Annotated in this window: 27 protein-coding genes; 16 read left to right on the top strand and 11 right to left on the bottom strand. The window is 70.4% G+C overall.

All coding sequences use genetic code 11. The annotated features are described in order from the left end of the window. Positions 1–56 precede the first annotated feature (56 nt). Positions 57–434, top strand: a complete 378-nt coding sequence (locus TSH20_RS05060; protein WP_109073715.1) for a VOC family protein — start codon at positions 57–59, stop codon at positions 432–434. Between the two features lie 22 nt (positions 435–456). Further along, positions 457–1152, top strand: coding sequence for a YafY family protein (locus TSH20_RS05065; protein ID WP_109073716.1), 696 nt, complete (start codon positions 457–459; stop codon positions 1150–1152). A 9-nt stretch (positions 1153–1161) separates the two neighbouring features. Here TSH20_RS05065 and TSH20_RS05070 read toward each other — a convergent pair whose 3' ends face one another. Then, entirely contained in the window at positions 1162–1566 is a 405-nt protein-coding gene (locus TSH20_RS05070) for a DUF2141 domain-containing protein (RefSeq protein ID WP_199232431.1), read from the bottom strand. Between the two features lie 26 nt (positions 1567–1592). Here TSH20_RS05070 and TSH20_RS05075 point away from each other — a divergent pair, with 26 nt between their 5' ends. Continuing rightward, on the top strand, positions 1593–2465 hold the full coding sequence (locus tag TSH20_RS05075) for a LytTR family DNA-binding domain-containing protein (protein ID WP_247871080.1): 873 nt from the start codon (positions 1593–1595) through the stop codon (positions 2463–2465). Positions 2466–2471: 6 nt separating this feature from the next. On the opposite strand, the gene TSH20_RS05080 is transcribed toward TSH20_RS05075, so the two are convergent. Then, positions 2472–3491 carry an NAD(P)H-dependent glycerol-3-phosphate dehydrogenase gene (locus tag TSH20_RS05080; protein ID WP_109073718.1) on the bottom strand — a complete coding sequence of 340 codons (1020 nt, stop codon included), beginning with the start codon at positions 3489–3491 and terminating at the stop codon, positions 2472–2474. Positions 3492–3675: 184 nt separating this feature from the next. Beyond that, the gene (tsaD, locus tag TSH20_RS05085; RefSeq protein WP_109073719.1) at positions 3676–4749 is read right to left on the bottom strand and encodes a tRNA (adenosine(37)-N6)-threonylcarbamoyltransferase complex transferase subunit TsaD; all 1074 of its coding nucleotides are present in this window, start codon (positions 4747–4749) and stop codon (positions 3676–3678) included. 144 nt (positions 4750–4893) lie between these two features. Between tsaD and hemC the strand changes: the two genes are divergently transcribed. The 4 genes from hemC to TSH20_RS05105 all read left to right on the top strand — a co-directional run bounded on the left by hemC (position 4894) and on the right by TSH20_RS05105 (position 9858). Further along, positions 4894–5832 (top strand): hydroxymethylbilane synthase, encoded by a 939-nt coding sequence (gene hemC, locus TSH20_RS05090; protein WP_109073720.1) that lies wholly within the window; start codon positions 4894–4896, stop codon positions 5830–5832. Between the two features lie 25 nt (positions 5833–5857). Beyond that, positions 5858–6628, top strand: coding sequence for a uroporphyrinogen-III synthase (locus tag TSH20_RS05095; protein ID WP_109073721.1), 771 nt, complete (start codon positions 5858–5860; stop codon positions 6626–6628). Positions 6629–6763: 135 nt separating this feature from the next. Next, positions 6764–8512, top strand: a complete 1749-nt coding sequence (locus TSH20_RS05100; RefSeq protein WP_109073722.1) for a mitofilin family membrane protein — start codon at positions 6764–6766, stop codon at positions 8510–8512. Next, positions 8509–9858, top strand: coding sequence for a heme biosynthesis HemY N-terminal domain-containing protein (locus tag TSH20_RS05105; RefSeq protein ID WP_109073723.1), 1350 nt, complete (start codon positions 8509–8511; stop codon positions 9856–9858). The genes TSH20_RS05100 and TSH20_RS05105 overlap by 4 nt, the downstream gene beginning before the upstream one ends. Positions 9859–10030: 172 nt before the next feature. Here TSH20_RS05105 and TSH20_RS05110 read toward each other — a convergent pair whose 3' ends face one another. Beyond that, the gene (locus TSH20_RS05110; RefSeq protein WP_247871079.1) at positions 10031–11878 is read right to left on the bottom strand and encodes a right-handed parallel beta-helix repeat-containing protein; all 1848 of its coding nucleotides are present in this window, start codon (positions 11876–11878) and stop codon (positions 10031–10033) included. 353 nt (positions 11879–12231) lie between these two features. Between TSH20_RS05110 and TSH20_RS05115 the strand changes: the two genes are divergently transcribed. Together TSH20_RS05115 and TSH20_RS05120 are read left to right on the top strand one after the other, a co-directional pair. Beyond that, positions 12232–13656: an O-antigen polymerase gene (locus tag TSH20_RS05115; RefSeq protein ID WP_109073725.1), complete on the top strand. Its 1425-nt coding sequence runs from the start codon at positions 12232–12234 to the stop codon at positions 13654–13656. Continuing rightward, entirely contained in the window at positions 13653–14603 is a 951-nt protein-coding gene (locus TSH20_RS05120; protein ID WP_109073726.1) for a glycosyltransferase family A protein, read from the top strand. Before TSH20_RS05115 ends, TSH20_RS05120 begins: the two co-directional genes overlap by 4 nt. Here the strand turns inward: TSH20_RS05120 and TSH20_RS05125 are convergent. Further along, the gene (locus TSH20_RS05125; RefSeq protein WP_247871078.1) at positions 14542–15057 is read right to left on the bottom strand and encodes an MAPEG family protein; all 516 of its coding nucleotides are present in this window, start codon (positions 15055–15057) and stop codon (positions 14542–14544) included. The two genes, TSH20_RS05120 and TSH20_RS05125, sit on opposite strands and share 62 nt — an antisense overlap. A 332-nt stretch (positions 15058–15389) precedes the next feature. Between TSH20_RS05125 and TSH20_RS36100 the strand changes: the two genes are divergently transcribed. Next, positions 15390–15518 carry a hypothetical protein gene (locus TSH20_RS36100; protein ID WP_256379242.1) on the top strand — a complete coding sequence of 43 codons (129 nt, stop codon included), beginning with the start codon at positions 15390–15392 and terminating at the stop codon, positions 15516–15518. A 32-nt stretch (positions 15519–15550) separates the two neighbouring features. Here TSH20_RS36100 and pspC read toward each other — a convergent pair whose 3' ends face one another. From pspC to TSH20_RS35245, 4 genes are all read right to left on the bottom strand, one after another. Continuing rightward, a complete protein-coding gene (gene pspC / locus TSH20_RS05130) occupies positions 15551–15952 on the bottom strand; it encodes an envelope stress response membrane protein PspC (protein ID WP_109073728.1) in 402 nt (133 codons plus the stop codon). Between the two features lie 29 nt (positions 15953–15981). After that, positions 15982–16209, bottom strand: a complete 228-nt coding sequence (gene pspB, locus TSH20_RS05135) for an envelope stress response membrane protein PspB (protein ID WP_109073729.1) — start codon at positions 16207–16209, stop codon at positions 15982–15984. An 81-nt stretch (positions 16210–16290) separates the two neighbouring features. Then, complete coding sequence (gene pspA / locus TSH20_RS05140) at positions 16291–16962, bottom strand: phage shock protein PspA (RefSeq protein ID WP_109073730.1); 672 nt, start codon at positions 16960–16962, stop codon at positions 16291–16293. Positions 16963–16979: 17 nt separating this feature from the next. Then, positions 16980–17144 (bottom strand): hypothetical protein, encoded by a 165-nt coding sequence (locus TSH20_RS35245; protein ID WP_169055040.1) that lies wholly within the window; start codon positions 17142–17144, stop codon positions 16980–16982. 178 nt (positions 17145–17322) lie between these two features. Here TSH20_RS35245 and pspF point away from each other — a divergent pair, with 178 nt between their 5' ends. Then, positions 17323–18354 carry a phage shock protein operon transcriptional activator gene (gene pspF / locus TSH20_RS05145; protein WP_109073731.1) on the top strand — a complete coding sequence of 344 codons (1032 nt, stop codon included), beginning with the start codon at positions 17323–17325 and terminating at the stop codon, positions 18352–18354. A gap of 90 nt (positions 18355–18444) precedes the next feature. After that, positions 18445–20049 carry a malate synthase A gene (aceB, locus tag TSH20_RS05150; RefSeq protein ID WP_109073732.1) on the top strand — a complete coding sequence of 535 codons (1605 nt, stop codon included), beginning with the start codon at positions 18445–18447 and terminating at the stop codon, positions 20047–20049. A gap of 153 nt (positions 20050–20202) precedes the next feature. On the opposite strand, the gene TSH20_RS05155 is transcribed toward aceB, so the two are convergent. After that, positions 20203–20979 carry a class I SAM-dependent methyltransferase gene (locus tag TSH20_RS05155; RefSeq protein WP_109073733.1) on the bottom strand — a complete coding sequence of 259 codons (777 nt, stop codon included), beginning with the start codon at positions 20977–20979 and terminating at the stop codon, positions 20203–20205. A gap of 192 nt (positions 20980–21171) precedes the next feature. Here TSH20_RS05155 and TSH20_RS05160 point away from each other — a divergent pair, with 192 nt between their 5' ends. After that, entirely contained in the window at positions 21172–22128 is a 957-nt protein-coding gene (locus tag TSH20_RS05160; protein WP_085087729.1) for an acetyl-CoA carboxylase carboxyltransferase subunit alpha, read from the top strand. A 206-nt stretch (positions 22129–22334) separates the two neighbouring features. Here the strand turns inward: TSH20_RS05160 and TSH20_RS05165 are convergent, their stop codons facing one another. Beyond that, the gene (locus tag TSH20_RS05165; protein WP_247871077.1) at positions 22335–23780 is read right to left on the bottom strand and encodes a DNA polymerase Y family protein; all 1446 of its coding nucleotides are present in this window, start codon (positions 23778–23780) and stop codon (positions 22335–22337) included. A 348-nt stretch (positions 23781–24128) separates the two neighbouring features. Here TSH20_RS05165 and TSH20_RS05170 point away from each other — a divergent pair, with 348 nt between their 5' ends. The 3 genes from TSH20_RS05170 to TSH20_RS05180 form a co-directional block, all read left to right on the top strand. Beyond that, positions 24129–24668, top strand: a complete 540-nt coding sequence (locus tag TSH20_RS05170; protein ID WP_109073734.1) for a hypothetical protein — start codon at positions 24129–24131, stop codon at positions 24666–24668. 100 nt (positions 24669–24768) lie between these two features. Continuing rightward, positions 24769–25263: a HupE/UreJ family protein gene (locus tag TSH20_RS05175; protein ID WP_109073735.1), complete on the top strand. Its 495-nt coding sequence runs from the start codon at positions 24769–24771 to the stop codon at positions 25261–25263. Positions 25264–25451: 188 nt separating this feature from the next. Further along, the coding region (locus TSH20_RS05180) for a TAXI family TRAP transporter solute-binding subunit (RefSeq protein WP_247874435.1) at positions 25452–26578 on the top strand (1127 nt) is incomplete at its 3' end.

Below are 26578 nucleotides of genomic sequence, written 5' to 3' on the forward strand. Positions count from 1 at the left end.
GGACGTGCCGGCACGAACCACGAACATCCCACTCCCTTCTGTCAGGAGCCAATCCGATGAACATCCCGCACGTCGTCACCTGGTTCGAGATCCCGGTCACCGACCTCGCCCGCGCCGTCGGCTTCTACGAGACCGTCTTCGCCGCCAAGATGGTCCAGGAACCCTGCCCCAGCGGCATGACCATGGCCGTCTTCCCGGCCGAGGGCACCGCCGTCAAGGGCTGCCTGATCAAGCACGAAGCCTGCAAGCCCAGCGCCGACGGCACCACCGTCTACCTGAACGGCGGCGAAGACCTCTCCGCCCCGCTGGCCCGTGCCGAGCAGGCCGGTGCCCGGATCATCGTGCCGAAGACGCTCATCACCCCGGAAATCGGCTATTTCGCCCAGTTCATCGACAGCGAGGGCAACCGCGTCGGCCTCTATTCGATGCACTGATCCCCCCACCGGAGCCGCCGCCATGCGCCGCGCCGACCGCCTGTTCCAGATCGTCCAGCATCTCCGCAAGGGGCGGCTGGTGACGGCTGCCGAGTTGGCGCGCTGCCTGGAGGTGTCGGAGCGCACCGTCTACCGCGACATGCGCGACCTCGCCTCCTCCGGCGTGCCGGTGGAGGGCGAGGCCGGCGTCGGCTACCTGCTGCGCGACGGCTACGACCTGCCGCCGCTGATGTTCACCCAGGACGAGGTGGAGGCGCTGGTGGTCGGCGCCCGCCTCGCCCGCGCCTGGGTCGGCGGCGGTCTGGCCGATGCCGCCGCCCGCGCGCTCGACAAGGTCGAGGCGGTGGTGCCGGAGGCGCGGCGGCGCGAGTTGGCCGACAGCCGCGTCTTCGTCCCCGACTTCTCCTTCCCCGCCCCCTTGCGCGAGCGGATGGACGTTCTGCGCTGCGCCATCAACGCCAAGCGCGTCGTGCTGTTCGATTACCGGCGGCAGGACGGCACCCATTCCGCCCGCGCGGTCCAGCCGCTGGGCCTGTTCTTCTGGGGCCGCGTCTGGACGCTGGGCGCATGGTGCGAGCTGCGCGAGGAGTTCCGCAGCTTCCGCATCGACCGTATGGAAACCCTGCTGGCGCTCGACCGCCGGTTCGACGAGATCCCCGGCCGCGGCCTGGACGACTATCTCGCCCGCTGGCGCCAGGAGGGCTGTCCGCGCGGGTGAGGCCGCACATCACTCCACCAGCCTGATCTCCGTCGTCGCCACGCCCGACGCCCCGACCGCCACCGCGTAATCGTCGAAGCCCGGCGGGCCGAAGCTGCCGCGGGCGGAGCGGCTGAAGCCGTGCGGTTCGGCGGGGATGCCGAACAGGCCGGTGGCAAGCTCGCCGTTGTTGTCCAAATCCTGGAAGGCGATCAACCCATAGCGGCCGGCCGGCAGGTCGGGGAAGACCACCTGCAGCTCCGGCCCCAGCGCCGCGACGAAATAGCCGGCGCGCGGCGCCTTCGCCGCCTGCGCCTCGGCGCTGTCGAACAGCGCGACCATCACCTTGCCCTGATTGGGCTTGACGTTGCGGACGGTTGCGCGAAGCTCCCCCGCGGCGGCCGGACCAGCGGCGACCAGCGCCAGCAGCGTCACTGTCACCGTTCCTGGGGCGACCATCCTTGCAGACCAACGCGCAACCCAACGCCGAAACCTCATCCCCCGCCCTCCCCTGGCAGTCGCCACCCGTTCCCTATGGCCGGCGCGTGCTGCGCCGCCGCCTGCCGTTGCTGGCGGCCTCCATCCTAGCATTGGCTCTGCTGGGACCGTTCGGCACCTTCCGTGAAATGGGTTTCGCCGTCCGGCTTGCCTACTGGGGCGGGCAGATCGTCAGCGGCTGGTCGATGTTCGAACTGGTCATTCTGGTCGCCCGCCGCGTGCTGCCGAACCTGGAACGCACATGGCCGCTGATGCTGGCTGCGGCCTATCTGACCGTCAGCATCCTGCAGACCCTGGTGGTCGCCCTGCTGGAAAGCCGGCTGCGCGGCCAGGATTTCCTCACCCCCGCCGGGCTGGCCGAGATGTACGGCTATGTGCTGGTCATCACCACGCTGGTGTCGGCCCTGCCGGTGTGGCTGGAACTGCGCGACCATGGCGTCGTCGGCCACCAGCCCCCCGCCCCGCCGCAAGCTTCCGTCCCCAGCGGGGAGCCGGCCACCGATCGGCCCGCCCCCTTCCTAGACCGCATTCCGGCGAAGCTGGGGCGCGACCTGCTGGCGCTTGAGATGGAGGACCATTACGTCCGCGTCCACACCGCCCTTGGCAGCGACCTGATCCTGATGCGGATGCGCGACGCGGTGGCGGAGCTGGCAGGCATCGACGGCCGGCAGGTCCACCGCTCCTATTGGGTCGCAGCATCGGCAGTCGCGGCGGTGGAGCGCAAGCCGGACGGCAAGCTGTCGCTGCGCCTGACCAACGGCCTGCTGGTTCCGGTCAGCCGGACCCACGCGCCCTCGGTCCGCGCCGCCGGCTGGACCGAGAAAGCCGTCTCCTAAACGCCCTTAAACGCCCTCACCGCGGAAGGGACGGGACAGCAGCCCCTCGATGGTTTCGTCCAGCCCGGCGCCGCGGTTCAGGATGGCATCGACCGCCGTGCAGATCGGCATGTCGACGCCCAGCTTCGCCGCCAGCCCGACCACCGCGGCGGTGGTATAGACGCCCTCCGCCACCGACCGCCGCGCGGCCAGGATCTCGGACAGCGCCTTGCCGGCGCCCAGTGCCGCCCCCAGCGACATGTTGCGCGACTGCAGGCTGGAGCAGGTCAGCGTCAGGTCGCCCAGCCCCGACAGTCCCATCAGCGTCTCCACCCGGCCGCCGAGCGCCAGCGCCAGCCGGGTGATCTCCGCCAGTCCGCGCGTGATCAGCGCCGCCCGCGCGTTGTCGCCCAGCCGCCGCCCCTCGACCACGCCGCAGGCGATGGCCAGCACATTCTTCACCGCCCCGCCGACCTGCGACCCGATGACGTCGTCCGAGCGGTAGGGCCGGAAGGTGTGGCTGCCCAGCGCCGTGACCAGCGCCCTGCCCAGCGCCTCGTCCGCACAGGCCAGCGTCACCGCCGTCGGCAGCCCGCGCGCCACCTCCGCCGCGAAGGTCGGGCCGGACAGGATCGCCACCGGATTGCCGGCCGGCAGCGCGGCGCCGACCGCCTCGCTCATCAGCGCGTGGCTGTCCAGCTCGATCCCCTTGGCGCAGACGACGACCGGCGCCCCCGGCTTCAGCAGCGGCGCCATCCGCGCCGTGACGCTGCGCGCATGCTGGGCCGGCGAGACCAGCAGCACCGCGTCGCAATCGCCGAGATCGGCCAGATCGCCGGTGACCCGCAGCGCGTCGGGCAACGGCACGCCGGGCAGGTAATCGCGGTTCTCGCGACGGAGGCTCATCGCCTCCACCACCGCCGGCTCGCGCGCCCACAGCAGCGTCTCGCGCCCGGCCCGCAACGCCGCCAAAGCCAGCGCCGTTCCCCAGGCGCCGCCGCCGACGACCCCGATGCGGTTGAGGGGGGAGGGGGGCATCGTCTTCATCTCACCACGTATCCGTTCCGGTCAAAGCCCTCTCCCGCCCCGGGAGAGGGAGGGGACCCGCCGCAAAGCGGTGGGGAGGGTGAGGGGGAATCCAAGAATCCCGAACCGCATGGCTTCGTGCCTCACCCCTCACCCTTCCCGCTTCGCGGGCCCCTTCCCTCTCCCGGGGCGGGAGAGGGAGGTTTCACGCCTTCACCCCCGCACCGACCCCTGCGCGCCCGATCACCGGCGCGGCGGTGGGGTCCAGCGGCCAGCGCGGACGGGGGGCGAAGTTCAACGGGTCGCTCTCGCCCAGCCGGAACCGCTCGATCCCGGCCCAGGCGATCATCGCCGCGTTGTCGGTGCACAGGCGCAGCGGCGGCGCCACGAACTGCATGCGCTGCTTTTCCGCCAGCGTCGACAGCCGGCTGCGGATCGCCTTGTTGGCGGCGACGCCGCCGGCGACCACCAGGGCGCCGCCCTGCGGATGGTCCTCCTTGAAGCGGCGGATGGCGCGGGCGCAGCGGTCGGCCAGCACCTCCGCCACCGTCGCCTGGAAGGCGGCGGCGAGGTCGTCGCGATCCGCATCGGACAGCACGCCACCCAACTCCTCGACATGCCGCCGAACCGCGGTCTTCAGCCCGGAGAAGGAGAAATCGCAGCCCGGACGGCCCAGCATCGGCCGCGGCAGCTCGAACCGCGCCGGGTTGGTGGCGCGCGCCGCCGCCTTCTCCACCAGCGGCCCGCCGGGATAGCCCAGCCCCAGCAGCTTGGCGGTCTTGTCGAACGCCTCGCCCACCGCGTCGTCGATGGTGGTGCCGAGCCGGCGATAGCGCCCGACCCCCTCCACCGCCAGAAGCTGGCAATGGCCGCCCGACACCAGCAGCAGCAGGTAGGGAAAGGCGACGTCGTCGGTCAGCCGCGCCGTCAGCGCATGGCCTTCCAGATGGTTGACGGCGACGAAGGGCAGCCCGCGCGCGGCGGCGATGGCCTTGGCGGTCATCACGCCGACGATGACGCCGCCGATCAGCCCCGGCCCGCCGGTGGCCGCCACCGCGTCGAGGTCGCCGAAGCCGATCCCGGCCTCGTCCATGGCGCGGCGGATCAGCCCGTCCAGATGTTCAAGATGGGCGCGGGCGGCGATTTCCGGGACGACGCCGCCATAAGGCGTGTGGTCGTCCAGCTGCGACAGCACGACGTCGGCGCGGATCTCGCGCGCGTCGGTGACGACGGCGGCGGCCGTCTCGTCGCAGCTCGTTTCGATTCCAAGAACGATCATGGCGCCAACCTAGCCGCCTTGGCCGTCCGGGTACAGGATGGAGTTGCGGACAAGTGCGCGCATGAAATTTGATCCGCCTCAATCTTCCGTATGACCGGGCGACGAATCCTTGCAAAGCTGCGCGGATCCCCTAGAACACGCCCTATGACGACCCACCCGCTCCGTATCGGGACGCGCGGCAGCCCGCTGGCGCTGGCGCAGGCCCACGAAACCCGCGACCGCCTGATCGCCGCCCATCCGCGTCTCGCTGCGCCCGGCGCCATCGAGATCGTCGTCTTCAAGACCACCGGCGACCGCATCCTTGACCGCACCCTGGCGGAAGCGGGCGGCAAGGGCCTGTTCACCAAGGAGCTGGAGGAGGCGCTGTTCGACGGCCGCGCCGATCTGGCCGTCCATTCGATGAAGGACGTGCCGACCCAGCTTCCCGACGGGCTGGAGATCGCCACCCTGCTGCCGCGCGAGGACCCGCGCGACGCCTTCTTCTCCCGCTCCGGCGGCGGTCTGGCCGACCTGCCGGCCGGCGCCGTGGTCGGCACCGCCGGCCTGCGCCGTCAGGCCCAGGTGCTGGAGCTGCGCCCCGACCTGAAGATCTTCCCGCTGCGCGGCAACGTGCAGACCCGCCTGTCCAAGCTGGACGCGGGCGAGGTGGACGCCACCCTGCTGGCGCTGGCCGGCCTGCGCCGCCTCGGCCTGACCGAGCGCATCAGCGCGGTGCTGGAACCGGAAACCATGCTGCCGGCGGTGGCCCAGGGCGCCATCGGCATCGAGATCCGCAGCGCCGACGACGCCACCCGCGCCCTGCTGGCCCCGCTGAATTGTGCGGAGACCATGGTCCGCGTCACGGCGGAGCGTGCGCTGCTGGCCGCGCTCGACGGCTCCTGCCGCACGCCCATCGCGGCGCTGGCGATGCTGGACGGCGACGACCTGCATTTGCGCGCCAAGGTGCTGTCGACCGACGGACGCATCATCTTCCGGGCGGAACGCCACGGCAAGGCCGCCGAGGCCGAGTCGCTGGGCGCCGATGCCGGGGCCGAGATCCGGGCGCAACTGCCGCCCGATTTCTTCGCCGCGGCACCGCACTGACCGCCATCCCGGCCGGGTTTTCCGCATGACGGGAAAGCAGCCTCAATCCTCTTCCGCCGACCGCCGTACGCGCCTTCTGGTGACGCGTCCGGCGGAAGATGCCGAACCGCTGGTCCGGCGGCTGGAGGCGCTCGGCTTCGCCACGGCGGTGGAGCCGATGCTGTCGATGGTCTGGCTCGACGGGCCGGAACCCGACCTGTCCGACGTACAAGCCCTGCTGTTCACCAGTGCGAACGGCGTACGCGCCTACTCCAAACGTACGAGCCGGCGCGACCGTCCGGTGCACGCCGTCGGCGACGCCACGGCGCGGGCGGCGCGGGCCGCCGGCTTCGAACAGGTCGACAGCGCGTCCGGCGACGTGTACGCGCTGGCGGAACGTGTCCGCTCCCTGCGAGATCCATACGCCGGTACGCTTCTTCATGTGGCCGGCAGCAAGGTGGCGGGCGACCTCGCCGGCCTGCTGGGGGCGGCCGGGTTCACGCTGCGGCGCAGCGTGATGTACGATGCCGTACCCGCGCTAACCCTGTCGGACGAGACCGCGACATTTTTGCGTACGTCCGGGCTCGACGGCGTGTTGTTTTTCTCTCCCCGTACCGCCGCATCCTTTGTTAGGCTGCTCGCCGAGGCGGGGCTGGTCGATTGTTGTCGTACGGTCGATGCGTTCTGCCTCAGCCCCGCGGTCGCGGAGGCTGCCCGTGCGTACGGCGACCAGGGAGTGACGCCGTGGCGAAGCGTACGGGTGGCGGCGCGGCCGGAGCAGGACGCCCTGCTCGATCTGTTGCCGGTCGCCGGATAAACCCGGCGCGGTCCGGCCGTACGGCTTACACCCCTGGTGCGTCCGGGTGGGTGGGTCAGCCGTACGGGGGACGAGGGGGACCGGTCAGGGGGCTGTGACGTTAAGACGAACAACAGCGAACCGAAGGTACAGCCCATGACCTCTCGTCCAGGCCCCGAACGCCCCGGCACCGACCGTGACGGCGACGGCGCCAGCACCGGCAATGCGGCGGTCGACCGCATCGTCGAACGTTTCGGCGGCATCCGCCCGATGGCCCACAAGCTGGACACCCCGGTGACGACGGTCCAGGGTTGGAAGAAGCGCGGCGCGATCCCGCTGGCCCGCCATGCCGACCTGCGCACCGCCGCCGCCAAGCACCGCATCAAGCTGGACGACGCCGACCTGGACGCGGCCACCCCCAGCGAGGATCGGCCGACCGACGCCTCCGCCGCGTCCGTCATCACCCCGGCCGCCACGACCGCCACGACTGTCGACGCCGCTCCGGTGGTGGAGCCGGTTCCGACAGCTTCCCCGGCCGACACCATCCCCGGCGCCGACACCCCGGCGGCCGGCGCGACCACCGGTGCGGCGACGGAACTGCAATCGTCCGACGCCCTGATCCCGCCGGCCACGCCGATCGGCGCGACCGACAGCCTCGCCGACACGCCGAAGGGCGACGCGGAGAAGGCCGAGGAAGCCAAGGACGACGGTATCAAGTCCGACGCCACCAAATCCGATACGTCGAAGTCCACCACCGGCAGCTGGACGCCGTCCGGCACCAGCGGCAGCGCGGGCTACAGCCGCAGCGCCGATGCCGAGCCGGCGCGTCCGACCATCGCCCCCAATATCGCCCCGACCCCGTCCTACCTCGACGAGCCGCGCTCCGGCAGTGGGTTCGCCACCGCCCTGTCGGTGGTAGCATTGCTGGTCGGCGCCGCCGCCCTGTCGGCGCCCTGGTGGGGTCCCGCCCTGCCCGGCTGGCCGTCGCCGTCCGCCTCCTCCACCGCCTCCGCTCCGGCCGACCCGGCGCTGAAGGCGCAGATCCAGCAGCTCACCGACCGCATCGGCAAGCTGGAGCAGCGTCCGGCCGCCGCCAACGGGGGCAACGGTGCCGACCTTTCCGCCCTGACCCAGCGGATCGACGCGCTGGAGAAGCGTCCGGCCGCCACGCCCGACACCGGCGCCGCCGACGCCCAGAAGGCGCTGGCCGACCGCATCGCCGCGCTTGAGCAGAAGGTTTCCGCCGTCTCGGGCAACAGCCAAGCGGCGCAGGAGCTGCGCAGCGAGGTCGACCAGCTGAAGCAGCAGGTCACCAGCGTCAACCAGGCCGTCAGCGAGCGCCAGGACGCCGCCACCACCGCCCAGGCGCTGGTGCTGGCCGCCGGGCAGCTGCGCGCCTCCCTGTCGGGCGGGCAGCCGTTCCAGCAGGACCTGCAGGCGGTCCGCGCCCTCAACATCTCCGATGCCGGGGTAACCCAGCCGCTGGACGCCGTGGCGCCCTATGCCGCCAAGGGCATCCCGACCCGCGCCCAGCTGACCGACCGCTTCCAGCCGCTGGCCGGCGAGATCGTCCGCGCCGACATCCGCGGCGAGGGCAAGAGCTGGATCGACACGGCGGTCGGCAAGCTGTCCACCCTGGTCACCGTCCGCCAGGAGGGCGGCGGGGTGGTCGGCACCACCGCCAACGCCATCGTCGCCCGCGCCGAAGCCGCTCTGAACGAGGGCAACCTCGCCAAGGTGGTCGAGGAGCTGTCGGCCCTGCAGGGTCCGGCCGCGCAGACCGCCGCCCCGTGGCTGGCCGACGCCAAGGCGCGTCTGGCCGCCGATCAGGCCGCGCGTCAGTTGAACGACCGCGCCATCGCCCTGATGACCACCGCCGCCGGCGGGAAGGGGACGGCCCAATGATCCGCGCCCTCTGGTTCCTTCTGAAGGTCGCGGTGGTCATCGCCGCCGCGATCTGGCTCGCCGACCGTCCCGGCACCGTCAGCGTCCATTGGCTGGGCTACGCCGTCGAGGCGCCCTTCTGGGTCGCCCTGCTGGTTACGATCGTGGCGCTGGGCATCGCGGCGCTGGGCTATCGCCTGATCCGCGCCCTGATCCGCACGCCGTACCGCATCCGCCGCCACAGCCGGGTCCGCCGCCGCGAGCGCGGTTACCGCGCCCTGACCCAGGGCATGGTCGCCATCGCCGCCGGCGATGCGCAGACCGCGCGCAAGATGGCGCGCAAGGCCGACGGGCTGCTGAACGAGCCGCCGCTGACCATGCTGCTGTCGGCCCAGGCCGCCCAGCTGCAGGGCGACGAGCGCGCCGCCAGGGAGTATTTCACCGCCATGCTGGAGCGGCCGGAGACGGCCTTCCTCGGCATGCGCGGGCTGCTGACCCAGGCGATCAAGTCGGGCGACCGGGTGGAGGCGCTGAACCTCGCCCGCAAGGCGCGCGGACTGCAGCCCAACACGCCCTGGCTGCTCGGCACGCTCTATGACCTGGAGGCGCAGGCCGGCGACTGGGCTGCCGCCGAAGGCACCTTGCAGCAGGCGATCCAGGCCGGGGCCATCCCGACCGACGAGGGCCGCCGCCACCGCGCCGTCCTGCTGCTGGAGCGCAGCTTCGAGGCGGAGCGCCGCGGCCGGTCCGACGCCGCCCTGTCGCACGCCCAGGCGGCGCACGACATGATGCCGGGCTTCGTCCCCGCCGCCGTCCGTCTGGCCCGCCTGCAGCTCGCCGCCGACCGGCTGAAGCCGGCCGCCAAGGTGGTGGAGCGGGCATGGCGCCACTCGCCGCATCCGGAGCTGGCCGACATCTACCGGTCGATCGTCTCCAGCTACGACCCGCTGACCCGCGTCCGGCTGTTCCAGAAGCTGGTGCGTCAGTCCCCGGACTCGGCCGAATCGCACCTCGCCGTCGCCCGCGCCGCCATCGACGCCCAGCTGTGGGGCGAGGCGCGCCAGCACCTGAACCGCGCCATGGAGATCGGCCCGACCCGCCGCACCTACCGCCTGATGGCCGAGCTGGACCGCGGCGAGCGCCACGACGAGGATGCGGCGAAGGACTGGCTGGCCAAGGCCGCCAACGCGCCGGAGGATCCGGTGTGGACCTGCAGCTCCTGCGGGGCGGTCAGCCACAACTGGGGCGGCCTGTGCGGCCATTGCGGCGCCTTCGACACGCTGACCTGGAAGGCCCCGACGGTCGCCGTCCCGCTGATGGAACCGACCGACATCCCCACGGCGCTGGCCCGTCCGGCCACGGCGTGAGGATGACGCGCTGAAAATCCCCCTCTCCCGACCCGGGAGAGGGAGGGGCCCGCCGCAGGCGGGAGGGTGAGGGGCGATGTGGACATGGATTCTCGATCCTTGTCCCACCCCTCACCCCTCCCAAGCTTCGCTTGGGTCCCTCCCCTCTCCCGGGGCGGGAGAGGGTTTTTTATTACCGCATCCCCTCCGGTCCGACGCGGTCGAGAGGCAGTTCCTTCTTCGCCAGCAGGCGGTCGAGCAGGCGCCCCCCGGCCGGTGCATTCGCGGCCCTGGCGGCGCTGGCCACACCGGCGGCCTCCGCCGTGGGCGCCGCGTTTTCCAGCTGCGTGTTCTCGACCCGGTACTCGCCGCCGGACAGGCTGTTGACGACCTGCTCCTTCGCCGACGGGCCGGCCACCACGTTGCCGTCGGCGACATTGCCGTGCATCCGGCCGGCCGGGCCGGCGCTGGGCACCCATTCCAGCCGCAGGAAGCGGTCCTTGCCGTCGTTCATCACCGTGATGTTGTCCGACACCCGGTTGTTGTCGCCGCCATGCAGGAAGATCGCCGCCATGCCGGTGTTCTCCAGCAGGTTGCCCTGCACCGTCACGCCGCTGGTCATGTCGTCCAGATAGATGCCGAACCCCTTGTAGCGAGCCAGCCAGCGCCCCTGCGCATCGGTGGCGAGGCCGCCGGTGTCGCGGATGTCGTTGAAGCGGATGATGCTGCGGGTGTCGTTGCCGCTGCGGCCCAGCATTTCGATGGCGCCGGCGTCGGCGGTCTGGCGCGAGGTGTCGCGGATGCGGTTGAACTCGATGGTGTTGTCGCTGTTCACCGTCTGCGGGTTCCAGTTCTTGATCGAGATGCCGTAACGGGCCGACCGGCGGATGTCGTTGTGGGCGATCAGCGTGTTGCGGATGCCGGCTCCCATCACGCCGCCGCTGAAGAAGCGGACCTCGCCGATGTCGCTGATGCGGTTGGCGAGGATGCGGTTGTCACTGCTGCCCGGCGCCAGCACCACGCCGGAGCGGCCAAGATGCTCCATCCGGTTGCCCGATACCTCGCTGCGGCTGGCGCCATCGAGCATCACCGCGGTGCCGACCAGCACGAAGCGGTTGCCGGCGATCCGCGCGCCGCTGCCGCCCTTCACCAGCACGGCGTTGCCGTCCCACGGCACATCGGTGAAGGTCAGCCCCTCCACCGCCACGTTGCGCGCATTGTCCAGCCGCAGCAGCACCGGCTGCCGCGCCACCACCAGCTCCGCCCCGGCGCTGTTCAGCCCGGTCGGCGGCTTGACCAGCAGACGCTTTGCCTTGGCGTCCCAGGCGAATTCGCCCGGCCGCGTCAGGAAATCGGGATGGCCGAGCAGCCGTACGGTCGAGCCGTCGCGGTAAGGATACTGCCCATCGCCGCCAAGGGTCAGCAGACCGTTCGGATCGGCGGACGCCACGCCCAGCAGGTCATCGGACAGCCGTTCGCGGTCGAGCGCCTGCGCCCGCACCCCCGGCCCGGCCCAGCCGGCCTTCAGCACGCCGGGGGGCAGCCGCATCTGCCGCTTGCTCCCCGGACTTTTGGGATCGGACTGCACCGCCTTGACCGGGAACCAGCCGCTGCGCGGGTCGCCGGGCGTGACGTCGCCGCTGCGCGCGGCGTCCAGGCGCAACCTTTCACCGGTGCCGCCGATCGAGACATCCAGGCCCGGATCGCGCGCCAGCGGTGCCGACAGCAGGCCGTTCGCCAGTTGGGCGCCGCCCACCACCTCGCCCCCCGACAGCACCGGCTGCTCCCCCTCCACCGCGGTCAGCCGCAGCCCCGGCAGCGAGGCATCCACCACCAGCGGCGCCGTCAGCCGATAGGTCCCGCCATGCAGCCGCACGGTGGCCGGGCCGCTTCCCTTGGCGGCGGCCAGCGCACGGGCCGGGGTGGCGAAGGGGCCGTCGCGCCCGTCCGCCGACGGCTGGGACAGGCGTCCCGACCAGCGGTCGTTGCCGGTCGGCGACACATAGAAGGTCGTCTCGGTGGATGTGGTCTGGGCTGCCACCGCCGGCCCCCATCCGGCAGCGGTCAGCAGAAACGCAGATGTCAGCAAAATCCGAGGCAGGATTTGGGCCGCTCCACTCCGAAGGCGAGGTTGGGAACGGAACATGGGAGAACCTCCTCCAAGACAGCGGCGAGGCCGCCGAAGGGGGGAGACTGACCCAACCCCACAGCAACCGGCAAAAGCGCGAAGGGGGTGTGCGGGTGCGAAGGGGCCACGCCCTCTGCACACCTGCCCGACCGGGACGGGGCGTATAGGCTGGCTTTTCATCCTAGCCTGACCGGCCGGTCGTACCCGCTTGCCCGCGGGTCGCGCCCGTCATCAGGCGGAGCCTAATTACCGGGGACTGTTTGCCGATGATCGAAATGGCGCTGATCGCGCAGGTCCTGGTGCTGGTGCTGGTAACCGTGGTGTTCCTCAGCTCCGGCAGCGCATCGATGTTCCATCCGCTGACGCTGTACCTGATCTTCCACGCCCTGGTCTTCGTCATGCGGCCGATCCTGGTCCACACCCAGAATTTCGACGATGTCTGGCTGTTCATGGGCTTCTGGCCGAACGAGCAGCAGTTCGTCATGACCCTGGTCGTCAGTTCGGTGGGGCTGATCGCCTTCGCCGCCGCCTGCATGTGGGCCGGTCTGATCAAGCCGGACTGGACCCCGAACGGCGAGCCGGCACCGGCCTTCTCCTTCGACCGCGTCGACATCGTGGCCTTCCTGACCACCGCCCTGCTGCTGGGTCCGCTCGCCATCTATTCGGCGATCCAGCGTCAGGGCGGCGCCAGCTTCGACGGCACCGGCGACGTGCAGATGGAGCGCGATCCGCTGACCGGCCAGCCGATCTACACCAACACCACCGGCTACATCGCGGAGGCCCATTCGATGGGTCTGCCGTTGACGCTGGGGCTGATCTGGGTCTGCCGCTTCCACCCGCTGTCCTTCATCCCCTTCGCCGGCTTCGTCGCCTACCGCGCCTATCTCGGCTGGGGACGCTGGGCGATCATCATGGGCATCCTGGGGCTGGTGCTGCTGATGCTGTACCGCACCCGCACGCGCTGGTTCCGGCTGTGGCATGTGCTGGCCGCGATCCCGGTGATGGGCCTGTTCACCGTGCTGGGCAACAACCGCGACGCCTTCCGCGACGTGATGGCCGGCGACGCCCCGTTCTCCGTCCTGCTGCGCTTCAACGGCGGCAGCGGCAGCGGCCGGGCGCTCGACGCTCTGGCCGGCCAGGATTTGGCGAACTTCGATTTCCTCGCCTACATCCTATGGGTGGTGCCGAAGCAGTCGGCGACCTACACCTGGTTCACCCAGTATCTGCAACTGTTCACCGAACCGATCCCCCGCCTGCTGTGGCCGGGCAAGCCGGTCGGCGCGCCGGTGAAGTGGGTGGACCTGAACGACTACGGCGTCTTCTACAACCTGACCACCTCGCTGCCCGGCGACGGCTGGATGAGCGCCGGCTGGATCGGCATGATCGTCACCATGGTGGTGGTCGGCCTGATCCTGGGCCGCATGCACCGCTGGTTCTGGACCAGCGGATTCCGCAACCGCTACGCCGTGCTGTTCTATTGCGCCTTCCTGCCGCTGTGCCTGCAGTGGTTCCGCGACGGCAACATCACCATCGTGAAGTTCGGCTTCTTCTCGCTGCTGCCGATCCTGCTGTGGATCGGGCTCACCCGCGCGCTCCGCGCCTGGGGAATCCTGGACGACGACCCGCTGCGCCCGGTGGTGGCGCCACCCAATCTTGTCCGGCCCAATCTCGCCAGAAGGGAGCCGTCATGACGCTGACCGTCAGCGCCGTCATCGCCACCTACAACCGCGGGCCGGAACTGCGCATCGCGCTGACCCGGCTGATGAACCAGACCACCCCGCCGATGGAGATCATCGTCATCGACGACGGCTCCAGCGATGGCACCGGCGCGATGATGCGGGCGGAGTTCCCGACCGTCCGCTATGTCCGCCAGCCGCACAACGGCGGTCTGATCCTGGCCCGCAATTTCGGCTTCGTGAACACCACCGGCGACTGCATCCTGTCGGTGGACGACGACAGCTGGTTCGAGGATCCGGACGGGCTGGCCCGCTGTGTCGCCTATCTGGAAGAGAACCCGGAGGTCGCCGCCGTCGCCTGCAACATCGAGACGCGCGACGGGCTGGTCTATTTCCCCAAGGGTGCCGCCCCCTTCGATGTGCCCTGGTATGTCGGCTGCGGCCATCTGCTGCGGCGCAGCGCCGTCGAACAGGTCGGCCTCTACATGCCCGAACTCTACCGCCAGGGGGAGGAGAAGGACCGCTGCCTGCGGCTGGTCGGCGCCGGCTATCGCGTCGTCGCCTTGCCCGACGTCATGGTCTACCACGACAAGAGCGAGAAGGGCCGCAAGCCGGGGATGGAGCGCTTCTACAACCACCGCAACGACCTGATCCGCGAGGTGGCGCGCTGCCCGTCCTCGCTGATGGCGTGGCGGCTGGCGCGATCCTGGGCCGGCAACAGTTGGAAGAACCTGCGCCACGGCCCGCGGATGACCGACCTGAAGGTGCTGCTGGCCCTGCCGCAGATCCTGCGCATCGGCCTGAAGCACCGCGCGCCGGTGAGCGCCGAGGCCTACCGCCGCTGGATGCATCTGGCGAAGACGGCGGCCCCCGCCAGTGCCCCACCTGCCGAAAAGCCCGTCAGCCGGGCTGCATCCCGCCCAATTGCAGCAGAACGGCCCAGCCCAGCACGATCAGATTGACGGTCAGCGTCATCGCCATGCCCGGTGCACGGGCGAAGGGATGCACCAGATAGCCCGCCCAGAACAGCAGCCGGCCCAGCACGAACAGCCCGGTCGCCGCCACCGCCGCCCCCAGCGAGGGCTGCGGCAGGGTGGCGACCAGGGCGGCCATCGCCGGGACGAAGATGGCGGTCTGCTCCACGCTGTTGGCGAGCACCCGCTGGGCGACGCGTTGACCACGCGATTCGGGATCCTCGATGGGGTTGAAGGCCTGGGTGCGGCCGCGCATCGCCATCACGCCGACGACCATGCCGAACAGCACCAGCGCCGGCCAGACCATCAGCCGCGCCCACAGCGCCATCCGCGCGCCCGGCGCATTGACGCCCATCGGCGGCGCCACCAGCGACAGCAGCAGGACGAACAGCAGCACCGTCACCACCGCCGACGCCCCGTTCAGCATCAGGGCACGGAGCACCAGGGATTTGCGCCTTCGGGGAGCGCTTTGGCGAAGACTGGTATCGGACATCGGGGCGGTGCTCCGTCAAAGGCCGGGGATTCGACAAAGGGCCGGCCCCTTCCCATCTGGAAAAAACCGCACCCTGTTCCTTCGACCAATAACGGCCCGGCTCGTGATTTGGATCAAGGCCCGGGCGACGCGGAGGGTGTCCCATGACGCCATGTTCGACGGCGTCTACTGGGGGGCTGCCCCGATGGGAGAGATGTTGTCAGTCTCTCTTTTCGCTACCATGTTCTAACCAAGTGCTTCACCATGTGGGTGAACACGGGGATCTCGATGGTGGAGGGCCTATGATGGATCTCGTTCTGCTCGGTGGTGCGGTGGCGACGGCTGCGGCGTTGGCCGGTCTGATCGCCACGATGCCCACACCGAAACCGATCCCGATCCGCGTCCGCGACCGGCGCCGCCAGCGGCGCTGACGACACCGGCCCCCGGCCTTTACGGTCGGGGATCAGCGATCCAGATCGCGGATTGCGCGGTTCAGTTCGAATTCCTTCGAGGCGACATAGGCCTCCATTCCGACGATCCGCTTCTCCATGTCGCGGAAGCGCTGGGTCAGGCCGGCGAGCGTCCGGTCGGGCTTGGTCGACACCGTCCGCCAGAAGGCCTCTTCCTCGGCATCGCGATACAGCTGCGCCGGACGCACCGGCAGCACCAACAGCGCGATGACATAGGCGATCACCAGCGGCACCGAAAAGAAGAACAGGGCGAACAGCATCGCCAGCCGGACGACGGCCGGCTGCACGCCGAAATAATCGGCAACACCCGTGCACACCCCGCCCAGCACCCCGCGTTGCGGATCGCGATAGAGCCGGTGCGGATTCGGCGAGTCGTAGGGGGACGCGCGGTCCATGACTCCTCCCTGATATTGAATGACGGCCATCACACCTTGTCGCGCCAGTTCGGCGCCTCGGTGTCGAGCACGCGCTCCAGCGAGTGGACGCGGGCCTCCAGCCGGTTGGAGATCTCCCACAATTCGGCCAGAAGCCGTTCGTCCTGCGCGGTGAGCCCGCGCTGGGAGCGCCATTTGGTGATGTAGTGGAAGACGATCCAGACCGGCGCCACCACCACCATGAACAGCACCGCGAGGACGAAACCCAGGAACCCCATGGTCGTCGGGCCTTCTTATTGTCGTGAGAAGAGCGGGCGGGGCGTCACCGCCCCACCCCGGCAGCCGGGTCCGATCCGCCGTCAGCCGTTGCGGCGGGCGGCGATGCGGGCCTTCAGCGCGGCCAGATCCTCCTCGACCTTGTGGGTCGCCTCAAGCTCGGCGATCTCCTCGGTCAGGCTCTTGCTGCGGCCGACGTCATAGGCCTCGACCCGGCCCTCCATCTCGTCAAGGTTACGCTCGACCTGCTCGAAGCGCGACAGGGCGTCGTTGATGCGCTCGTCGTGCAGGACGGTGCGGACCTTGACCCGGTTGCTGGCCGTCTGGGTGCGGGCGACCAGCGCCTTCTCGCGGGTCTTGGCGTCGGTCAGCTTGGCCTGCAGGCGGCTGATGTCCTCGTTGGCCTTGGACAGCGCGGCCTCGACCTGCACCAGCTGTTCGGCCAGCGCGTCGGCCTGCTCGGCGACCTTGGACTTCGCCATCAGCGCACCCTTGGCCAGATCCTCGCGGTCGCGGGTCAGCGCCACCTCGGCCTTGCGGTCCCACTCGTCGCGCTCGCGGTGGAGGTCGGCGACGCGGCGTTCGATCTCCTTCTTCTCCGCGATGATCTTGACGGTGGAGGAGCGCACCTCGACCAGCGTGTCCTCCATCTCCTGGATGATCAGGCGGATCAGCTTCTCCGGCTCCTCGGCGCGGTCGAGCAGGGAGTTCAGGTTCGACTGCACGATGTCGGTCAGGCGCGAAAAGATGCTCATGGTCGGTGTCCCGTGAATCAGCCGAGGATGGCGCCGGCGACGATGCCGGCGAAGAAGAACAGCCAGCTTTCCGCCGGCCGGGTGGCGAGATAGTTGCGCACGCGGCGCGCCAGCGGGCGGCCCTGCGTGGTGTTGAAGCGGTCACCGCCATAGCGGCGGCGGAAATCGCTGAAGTCGCTCATGGATGACCTCCTTGCCATGCCACCGGTATCGCAACCGTCGTGCCAATTCCGGCGGATCGGCGCCAAAGCGTTGGAAAGCCTGGACTTGCCAAGCTTACGTCCCTGCATGCCCCGGATTGCCGCTTCGTTTATAGGACGATACAATCGCCAATCCGGCGAAACAGTGGTGAAAATCACAATGACCATCACTCCCCCCTCCCTGCTCGGCGAATCGCCGGCCTTCCTGGCGGCGCTGGCGCATGTGTCAAGGGTGGCGCCGCTGGAGCGGCCGGTGCTGGTGATCGGCGAGCGCGGCACCGGCAAGGAGCTGATCGCCGCCCGCCTGCACTACCTGTCACAGCGGTGGGACCGCCCCTTCGTCAAGGTGAACTGCGCGGCCCTGCCGGAGTCGCTGCTCGATTCGGAGCTGTTCGGCCATGAGGCCGGAGCCTTCACCGGCGCCACCCGCCGGCAGATCGGCCGGATCGAGCAGGCCGACGGCGGCACCCTATTCCTGGACGAGATCGCCACCGCCTCCCCCGCCGTTCAGGAGAAGCTGCTACGCGCCGTCGAGTATGGCGAGATCGAGCGGGTCGGCGGCCGCACCGCCACCGTCGATGTCCGGGTGGTCGGCGCCACCAACGCCGACCTGCCGGCGCTGGCCGCCGCCGGCCGCTTCCGCGCCGACCTGCTGGACCGGCTGGCCTTCGACGTGGTGACCCTGCCGCCGCTGCGCGCCCGTCCCGACGACATCCCGCCGCTGGCCGAGCATTTCGCGCTGGGCATGGTGCGCGAGCTGCAGCGCCCGCTGTTCCCCGGCTTCACCGCCGCCGCACTCGACCGGCTGCGCGGCCATGACTGGCCCGGCAACGTGCGCGAGCTGCGCAACGCGGTGGAGCGCTCCGTCGCCGCCGCCGATCCCGACGAGCCGCTCGACCACATCATCCTCGACCCTTTCGAATCGCCCTGGCGCCCCATAGCCGCTTGGGCCACGGCGCCGGCGGCGCGGCAGGAGGCGGCACCTGTCCCGGCGCAGGCTCCCGCCCCCACCTTCGACGGCGGCATTCTCGATCAGGTCCGCGCCTTCGAGGCCGCCAGACTGCGCGAGGCGCTGGAGCGCAACCGCTTCAACCAGCGCCAGACCGCCGAGGCGCTGGGGTTGGGCTACCACCAGCTGCGCGGCATGCTGAAGAAGCACGGGCTGATCCCGCCCGCCCCTCTGCGACCTTAGGCCGTCCCCGGATTGCGGGTGTCCCGTGCTATACCGGGTCCTCAACCGTCGCAGAGCGGTTCATTACGATTCGGGAAGGGGAGCAGCACGATGGCCACCAGCATGTCCGGTCTCGAGATTCGCGGTCCGATCAAGCCCGGTTTCGAGGAAATCCTGACGCCGGAGGCGATGGCCTTCCTGGCGGAGCTGGAGGGGCGCTTCGGCAGCGAACGGCTGCGGCTGCTGGACGTGCGGACCAAGCGGCAGGCGCTGCTCGACCAGGGCCACAAGCCCGATTTCCTGCCGGAAACCCGTGCGATCCGCGAGGCCGAGTGGACCATCAGCCCGCTGCCGGTCGACCTGCTCGACCGCCGGGTGGAGATCACCGGCCCGGTCGACCGCAAGATGGTCATCAACGCGCTGAACAGCGGCGCCAAGGTGTTCATGGCCGATTACGAGGATGCGACCTGCCCAACCTGGACCAATCTGGTCGAGGGGCAGATCAACATCCGCGACGCCGTGCGCCGGACCATTTCGTACGAGGACCCGGCCAGCGGAAAGAAATACCGCCTCAACGACCAGCCGGCGGTGCTGAAGGTCCGGCCGCGCGGCTGGCATCTGGAGGAGCGTCATGTGCTGATGGATGGCGAGCCGATCTCCGGTGCGCTGTTCGACTTCGGCCTGCATGTCTTCCACAACGCCAAGGAGCTGCTGGCGCGCGGCAGCGGTCCCTACTTCTACCTGCCCAAGCTGGAAAGCCATTTCGAGGCGCGGCTGTGGCGCGAGGTCTTCCTGGTGGCGGAGGAGTATCTCCACCTGCCGCAGGGCTCGATCAAGGCGACGGTGCTGATCGAAACCATCCTTGCCGCCTTCGAGATGGACGAGATCCTCTATGAGCTGCGCGAGCATTCCGCCGGGCTGAACTGCGGGCGCTGGGACTATATCTTCAGCTTCATCAAGAAGTTCCGGAAGGACCCCGCCGCCGTCATGCCCGACCGGGCGGAGGTGACGATGGCCACCCCCTTCCTATCGGCCTACAGCCAGCTGGCGGTCAAGACCTGCCACCGCCGCGGCGCGCCGGCCATCGGTGGCATGGCCGCCTTCATCCCGGTGAAGGACAACCCGGAAGCCAACGAGGCCGCCTTCTCCCGCGTGCGCGCCGACAAGGAGCGCGAGGCGTCCAACGGCCATGACGGCACCTGGGTCGCCCATCCCGCCCTGGTGCCGGTGGCGCGCGAGGTGTTCGACGCCTACATGCCGACGCCGAACCAGATCGCCCGCAAGCGCACCGACGTGACCGTCACCGCCGCCGACCTGCTGGCGGTCCCCGCCGGGCCGAAGACGGAGGGGGGCTTGCGCAACAACGTGGCGGTCGGCATCGGCTATATCGAGGCGTGGCTGCGCGGCCAGGGCTGCGTCCCGCTGTTCAACCTGATGGAGGATGCCGCGACGGCGGAGATCAGCCGCACCCAGGTCTGGCAGTGGCTCCACACCGGCACGGCGCTGGACGACGGGCAGGCCGTGACGCTGGACCTCGTCGACCGCGTGATTGCCGAGGAGCTGTCGGCCTGGAAGGCCCGCGTCGGCGCCGACACCTACGCCAAGGGCCGCTACGCCGACGCCGCGTCGCTGTTCCGCGATCTGGTCGCGCGCGAGGACTTCACCGACTTCCTGACCCTGCCGGCCTACGAGCGCGTGGTGGCGGAGGGGGCGTAAGGGTCCTCGCCCGTTTGCCCCCACCCTCCCCATGCTGCGCATGGGTCCCCTCCCTCCCCCGCTGGGCAGGGGAGGGAGGATTTGCAGAGCGGCGGCAGTCCCCTCCCCCGCCCAGCGGGGGAGGGTCAGGGTGGGGGCATTCGAAGCCGACGCCTACTCCACCCTTCCCAGCCGAACCGTCAGCGGCCAGCGGATCCGCCGCTCCGTCTCCGCATCGCCCCACAGCGGCGCGATCTGCTCCGCGAAGTCCTCCAGCGGGTTGCGCCCCAGCGCCTTGGTCGCCGCCTTCACCCCCGACCAGGTGTTCATGTAGCCGAGCAGCCGCGGCAGCGTCCAAACCGCCTCCATCGCCAGCGGCGGCACCGGCAGTTCCGGAAACGGGAACTCCATGCCGCGATAGCCCCCGATCACCTTCCAGCGGTCGGCCGGCCAATACCGTCCCAGCGTGCCGTTGTGGAACCGCTCCACCACCGGATCCAGCATGGGATGGTCGAGCCATTGCCGGCCATAACAGACCAGCGCCACCGCCGCCCCCGGCTTCGCCACCCGCCGCACCTCGGCATAGAAGCGTGGCAAGTCGAACCAGTGCGCCGCCTGCGCCGCGACGATCAGGTCGCAGCAGCCGTCGGGCAATCCACTGTCCTCCGCCGGGGCGACGGCATAGCGAACCCGCGGATGCGCTTCCGCCTGCCCGATCTGTTCCACGCTGGCGTCGGTGGCGTGGACCGCCGCGAAGTGGTCGGCCAGCGAAACGGAGAACTGCCCGTTGCCGCAACCGACATCCCAGGCCAGCTCGCGGGCCGGCGCCGCATCGGCCAGGGCGGCGGCCAGACCGGGCGGATATGTGGGTCGAAAGGCGCGATAATCGCCGGCATGGTCGGAAAAATGGTCCTTGAAGGATTGGGGGAAGGATTGGGGGAATGAGGGCATGCAGCGATCCGCCTTGCACGATCCGGGCAACGATTAGGCTTGGAATTTCCCGGCGGTTAAGGATAAACCCTGTGGGTTCGTCGCGGAACCCTTCCCAGGCTGTCCCGCATCTTTCCGCTGTGGCGCAGGCGCGCCGGGCGTGCTACCAAGCGCGCGCTTTTTTGTGCGCCTCGCCAACCACCCGTGTCCGGCATGCAGACCTTCCTGGAATTCGAAAAGCCGATCGCCGAGCTTGAAGGCAAGATCGAGGAGTTGCGGCACCTGACCAACGCCGGCGACATCAACATCGCCGACGAGGTCGCCAAGCTGCAGGCCAAGGTCGACAAGCTCCTGCGGCAGACCTACGCCAAGCTCACGCCCGCGCAGAAGGTTCAGGTGGCCCGCCACCCCAATCGGCCGCACTGCCTGGACTATGTGAACGGCCTGATCGAGGACTTCACGCCGCTGGCCGGCGACCGCCATTTCGCCGAGGACCGCGCGGTCATCGGCGGGCTGGGTCGCTTCCGCGGCCGGTCCGTGGTGGTGATCGGCCAGGAAAAGGGCAACGACACCGAATCGCGCGTCCGCCACAATTTCGGCATGGCGAAGCCGGAAGGCTACCGCAAGGCCCAGCGCCTGATGGATCTGGCCGACCGCTTCAAGCTGCCGGTCGTCTCGCTGGTCGACACCGCCGGCGCCTTCCCCGGCGTCCAGGCGGAGGAGCGCGGCCAGGCCGAGGCCATCGCCAAGAGCATCGAGCGCTGCCTGCGGCTGAACGTGCCGATGGTCGCCTCGGTGATCGGCGAGGGCGGCTCGGGCGGCGCCATCGCGATCGCCACCGCCGACCGCGTGCTGATGCTGGAACACGCCATCTACTCGGTGATCTCGCCGGAAGGCTGCGCGTCGATCCTGTGGCGCAGTTCCGACATGGCGGGCGAGGCGGCCATCGCGCTGCGCCTGATCAGCCAGGACCTGAAGGAACTGGGCGTCATCGACCATGTGGTGAGCGAGCCGATCGGCGGCGCCCACCGCGACCCGGCCGAGACGATCAAGAAGCTGGGCGACTGCATCGAGGAGTCGCTGGGCGAACTGGACGGCCTGGACGGCGCCACCCTGCGCGCCAAGCGCCGCGAGAAGTTCCTGGAAATGGGGCAGAAGGGGCTGGGATAAGTTCCTGGTCCGTGTTGCCCCCACCTAGCCTCCCCCGCTGGGCGGGGGAGGGACTGCCGCTGCTTTCCCGCTTAAGCACTTATCCCCTCCCCCGCCCAGCTCTCGCACAAAGCTACGCTTTGTGCTGACGCGGCAGGCGGACCGAAGGTCCGCTGAGAGCGGGGGAGGTTAGGGTGGGGGTCTAACTTCTCCATTCCCCACCACCCTCACCCCAAAAACCCGTGCAGAAACCAGCGCGGGGTCTCCCCCGGCCGGTACAGCCCGGCCCTGAACAGCCAGAAACGGCGGCCGTCGCCATCCTCCACGCGGTAGTAATCGCGCACGGCCAGCCCCAGCGATCCTTCCCCACGCCACCATTCGCATTCGATCCGCTCCGGCCCCTCGGCCCGGCTGACGCGGTGGCGTACGCCGCGCCAGACGAATTGCAGCGGCGGATCGTCGGGCAGCGGGGCGGTGGCCTCCACCGGTTCGGGCGGGGTCAGCAGGCGCAACGGGCGCGGCTGTCCCGCCGGCCAGGGCTTCGGCGGCGGCAAACTCTCCAGCGGCGGATGCGGCGCCACGCAGCGTTCCGGCAGCCAGCTTTCCCGCGGCACCAGCCGCAGCACCGCCCGCTCCCCCAGCCGCAGAGTCAGCCGGTCCACCAGTTCTGCCAATCCACCGTCAACCTCCTCCCCATCCATGCCGGTCTGCACGGCGGACAGCGGCCCGGTCTCCGTCGCCGACAGCACCAGCGTCTCCAGCCCCGGCCCCGGCTCGATCCGCTCCAGCAGCGGGGTGAACAGCCGGGCCAGCGCCGCCGGGTCGCGGGTCGGGCGGCTGGTGCCGAGCGACAGGCTCTGCGGCTCGTCATCCACCCGCTGGTCGGTGCGGTGGGCGTCCAGCCGCAGCCGGCGCGCCCCCTGCCCCGCCGCCTCCAGCCCCTTGCACAGCCGGCCCAGCAGATGGCGCAGCGCCCCGGCGATCGACTCGGGCGTGGAAATCGGTTCGGCGAAGGTCAGGCGCTCGCGGTGGTCCGGCACCGGCCGTCGCGGCGAGATCGGCTCGTCCAGCCGGCCGAAGGCCTGATCGTAGCGTTGCAGCAACCTGCCCCCGAACCTTGCGGCCAGCCCCGCCCGCGGCATGGCATGCAGGTCGCCGATCCGGCGCAGGCCCAGCGCATGCAGCCCCTCCACCGTTTCCGCCGGCAGCCGCAGGGCGGCGAGCGGGAGACCGTCCAGCGCCTCGCGCTTCCGCTCTTCCGGGCTGCCGAACCGCACCAGCCCCCAAGCGGCGGCGGGGGTGTCGGCGATGGCGGCGCGGGCGGCGAAGCCGGCGGTGCGCAGCCGCCCGGTCAAATCCGCGGCCAGCGCCGCTTCGCCGCCGAAAAGGTGGGCACAGCCGGTGATGTCGATCACCACCCCGTCCGGCTCGTCCGCCGCGGTCCAGGGGCTGTAGCGACGCGCCCAGTCGGCGATGCGACCGAGCAGAGCCGCATCAGCCTCCGGCGTCGCCTCCGCCACCTCCAGCGCCGGTTCCAGCGCGCGGGCATCGCTGAGCGTGTGACCGGGAGCGATGCCCAGCACCGCCGCCGCCCGGTTGACCGCCACCACCATCCGCCGCTGACGCTCCGTCCGCAGCAGGGCAAGGGGACGGGCGCGCAATTCCGGCGGCATGAGCCGTTCCCGCGCGTCGGTAGATAGGCGTGGCAGCCACAGGGCGAGGATGCGGCGGCGGCTTCTCTCTCCACCATTCCACGTTCCCCTCTCCCCCCCGGGGAGAGGGTTAGGGTGAGGGGGTGGCGTGGCGGGACTTTTGGGGAAATCCTGAGATGCATCCCCCTCACCCCGACCCTCTCCCCGGGGGGGAGAGGGGGAAACGCCGGGGTGTGAGGACAAGTGCGTCATACGAGAACCAACAATCCAGAACAAACAAAGAACACTCTAGCGCTGGCTTGGCTGCAAGGCGAGTCCCTCCTTTGGGGTCATCTTGCCGAAACGATCAGCAATGCCGACATTCAATCGATGACCCCACTTCTCCCGTCCCTCGCCAATCGTCTGGCTCCGCTCGTTCTCCTGCTTGCGGCCGGCGCCTGCGCGCCGCCGGACCTGCGCGACGACATGCCCGGCCGTGCCCAGGCCTTTCCGCCGATCCACGAGCAGACGGTGATTCCCGGCGGCGGGGAGCGGCGGACCTGGAGCCAGATCCAGGCGGAGCAGTCGCGCGCCGACTCGAAGCCCGCTCCCCAGGCCCGGCAGGCCGAAGAGCCGCAGGCACGCCGCGACTCGGGAGACACCGACCGGCCGCCACCCAAGCGCCGCCGCGGCAGTTCGTCGCCCCCGCCCGACCCGGCCGTCCTGCCCCAGCCGCCGCGTCCGATCCCGGTGCCGCCGCCGCCCTCGTCCCAGAGCGCCACCGACGCCTTCAAGCGCGACCTGATCCGGCCGGAGGTCGACCGCATGCGCACCGACGACGCCATGGGACGGCTCGACCCGCTGGGCCAGCGCGATCTGATGAAGCGCGAAAACGACCTGCGGCAGTGGGGCGACCCGCTGGCGCGGTAGCCTTCTCCCCTCCCCGACCTGGAGCCTGACCGCTTGACCCCGCCCCGCCTCAGCCGCCATACCGGCTGCCGGACCGATACAGGATGGGGGATGCGGGCGCATGACGACGCTGACGGGGGCCTTCGGCACCGGGCTGACCACGCCGGTGTGGGTGCTGCAGCATCTGCTGGGCATCCTCGGCATCGGCATGTGGGCGGGGCAAACCGGCGGCACCGCGGTGTGGCAGGTGCCGGCCGCCGCCGTGACCGCCGCGCTGGCGGCCGGCTTCGCCGCCCAGATGGGGGTTCGGCTGCCCTATGCCGGGCCGGGACTGGCCGCCTCGCTGCTGGTGGTCGGGTCGCTGGTGGCGCTGGGGGTGCGGGCGCCCGCCGTGCTGGCGGTGCTGATCGCCGCGGTCGCTGCCGTGTTCCACGGCCATGCCCACCAGGGACCGCCGCTCTATTGGGCCGGTTTCGCCGCCGGGCTGATGCTGGTCGCCTGCGGCGGGCTAGGCCTGTCGGTCGCGGTGACGCAGGCCGAGTCGGAGCGCGCGGTGCGGCTGTGTGGCGGTGCGGTAGCAGTCGCCGGCGTTCTTGACCTCGTCGGCGTGATTTGACCGGTTGCGCCTTGAAATGACGGGGTTGCGCGGAAATCTTTGAAGACACGCCCCTCCTTCCCGCCCCGCCCCTCCCTTCCGGGACCAACGGGCCAGACGAACGGAACGCCCCGGTGCCCCGCGCAGTCGCCAAAGCCTGCCTTACCCCGCCGGGGCTCCCCTCACCGGGACTTCGGGACGGCCCCGACATGTCCGCCCCCCAGACGTCCACCCTGACCCGCCGCCGTCTGCTGGGCCGCCTGCTGGGCGGGGTGGCGCTGGCGCCGCTGCTGCCGTCCGCCGGCCTGCTGCTGAGTGACCCTGCCGCCGCGCAGGATCTGCGCTATTTCCGCATCGGCACCGGCACCACCGCCGGCACCTATTTTCCGATCGGCGGGCTGATCGCCAACGCCATCTCCAACCCGCCGGGCTCCCGCCCCTGCGACAAGGGGGGAAGCTGCGGCATTCCCGGCCTGATCGTGGTGGCGCAGGCCAGCAACGGCTCGGTCGACAATGTCGAGATGCTGCGCGCCGGCACGGTGGAGGCCGGATTCGCCCAGGCCGACGTCGCCTATTGGGCCTACAGCGGCACCGGCAGCTTCACCGGCAAGCGCCCGTTCGCCGAACTGCGCTCGCTCGGCATGCTCTATGCGGAGGCGATCCAGGTCGTCGTCCGCTCCGACGGCTTCATCGACCGCATGGCCGACCTGAAGGGCCGCAGCATCTCGCTGGGCGAGGAGGGCTCCGGCACGCTGGTGGAGGCGCGGCTGATCCTGGACGCCTACGGTTTGTCGGAAAGCACGATCACGCCGCTCTACCTGAAGCCCGGCATGGCGGCCGACCGGCTGGCGAAGGGCGAACTGGATGGCTTCTTCATGGTCGGCGGCTATCCGGTGGCGGCGGTCGCCGACGTGGCGGCGCGTGTGCCGATCCGGCTGGTGCCGCTGGACGGCGAGCCCGCCGACCGGCTGCTGCGGACCCAGCGCTTCTACATCGAGCACGAGATCCCCGCCAACGCCTACCCCGGCAGCGCCCCCACCCCGACGCTCAGCCTGGGGGCGGAGTTGCTGACCCGCGCCGACCGCGATCCCGACCTGATCTATGGCATCGTGCGCGCGCTGTGGCACGAGAACACCCGCCGCGTCCTGGCCGAAGGCCACCCGCAGGGCCGCAACTTCGATCCCGCCCGTGCGGTCGCCAACGTCTCGGTTCCCCTGCATCCGGGGGCGGAGCGCTTTTACCGCGAGGCTGGCCTGCTCGGCAACGCCGCCAACGAACCGGCACGGGCGCCCACCGGCGGGACCGGCACGGACATCACCCCCCTCGGCGGCGAGAA

The organism is Azospirillum sp. TSH20, from assembly GCF_003115935.1.
In the GTDB taxonomy this organism is placed as follows: domain Bacteria; phylum Pseudomonadota; class Alphaproteobacteria; order Azospirillales; family Azospirillaceae; genus Azospirillum.

Excerpts from the sequence above, each read along its gene's own strand:
- pspF (WP_109073731.1), top strand. The coding sequence starts at position 17,323 with ATGACCATCACTCCCCCCTCCCTGCTCGGCGAATCGCCGGCCTTCCTG.
- TSH20_RS05100 (WP_109073722.1), top strand. The coding sequence starts at position 6,764 with ATGACCTCTCGTCCAGGCCCCGAACGCCCCGGCACCGACCGTGACGGC.
- TSH20_RS05175 (WP_109073735.1), top strand. The coding sequence starts at position 24,769 with ATGACGACGCTGACGGGGGCCTTCGGCACCGGGCTGACCACGCCGGTG.
- TSH20_RS05165 (WP_247871077.1), bottom strand. The coding sequence starts at position 23,780 with ATGCCGCCGGAATTGCGCGCCCGTCCCCTTGCCCTGCTGCGGACGGAG.
- TSH20_RS05105 (WP_109073723.1), top strand. The coding sequence starts at position 8,509 with ATGATCCGCGCCCTCTGGTTCCTTCTGAAGGTCGCGGTGGTCATCGCC.
- tsaD (WP_109073719.1), bottom strand. The coding sequence starts at position 4,749 with ATGATCGTTCTTGGAATCGAAACGAGCTGCGACGAGACGGCCGCCGCC.
- pspA (WP_109073730.1), bottom strand. The coding sequence starts at position 16,962 with ATGAGCATCTTTTCGCGCCTGACCGACATCGTGCAGTCGAACCTGAAC.
- TSH20_RS05115 (WP_109073725.1), top strand. The coding sequence starts at position 12,232 with ATGATCGAAATGGCGCTGATCGCGCAGGTCCTGGTGCTGGTGCTGGTA.
- TSH20_RS05120 (WP_109073726.1), top strand. The coding sequence starts at position 13,653 with ATGACGCTGACCGTCAGCGCCGTCATCGCCACCTACAACCGCGGGCCG.
- aceB (WP_109073732.1), top strand. The coding sequence starts at position 18,445 with ATGGCCACCAGCATGTCCGGTCTCGAGATTCGCGGTCCGATCAAGCCC.
- TSH20_RS05160 (WP_085087729.1), top strand. The coding sequence starts at position 21,172 with ATGCAGACCTTCCTGGAATTCGAAAAGCCGATCGCCGAGCTTGAAGGC.
- pspC (WP_109073728.1), bottom strand. The coding sequence starts at position 15,952 with ATGGACCGCGCGTCCCCCTACGACTCGCCGAATCCGCACCGGCTCTAT.
- pspB (WP_109073729.1), bottom strand. The coding sequence starts at position 16,209 with ATGGGGTTCCTGGGTTTCGTCCTCGCGGTGCTGTTCATGGTGGTGGTG.
- hemC (WP_109073720.1), top strand. The coding sequence starts at position 4,894 with ATGACGACCCACCCGCTCCGTATCGGGACGCGCGGCAGCCCGCTGGCG.
- TSH20_RS05080 (WP_109073718.1), bottom strand. The coding sequence starts at position 3,491 with ATGAAGACGATGCCCCCCTCCCCCCTCAACCGCATCGGGGTCGTCGGC.
- TSH20_RS05155 (WP_109073733.1), bottom strand. The coding sequence starts at position 20,979 with ATGCCCTCATTCCCCCAATCCTTCCCCCAATCCTTCAAGGACCATTTT.
- TSH20_RS35245 (WP_169055040.1), bottom strand. The coding sequence starts at position 17,144 with ATGAGCGACTTCAGCGATTTCCGCCGCCGCTATGGCGGTGACCGCTTC.
- TSH20_RS05060 (WP_109073715.1), top strand. The coding sequence starts at position 57 with ATGAACATCCCGCACGTCGTCACCTGGTTCGAGATCCCGGTCACCGAC.
- TSH20_RS05065 (WP_109073716.1), top strand. The coding sequence starts at position 457 with ATGCGCCGCGCCGACCGCCTGTTCCAGATCGTCCAGCATCTCCGCAAG.
- TSH20_RS36100 (WP_256379242.1), top strand. The coding sequence starts at position 15,390 with ATGATGGATCTCGTTCTGCTCGGTGGTGCGGTGGCGACGGCTGCGGCG.
- TSH20_RS05170 (WP_109073734.1), top strand. The coding sequence starts at position 24,129 with ATGACCCCACTTCTCCCGTCCCTCGCCAATCGTCTGGCTCCGCTCGTT.
- TSH20_RS05095 (WP_109073721.1), top strand. The coding sequence starts at position 5,858 with ATGACGGGAAAGCAGCCTCAATCCTCTTCCGCCGACCGCCGTACGCGC.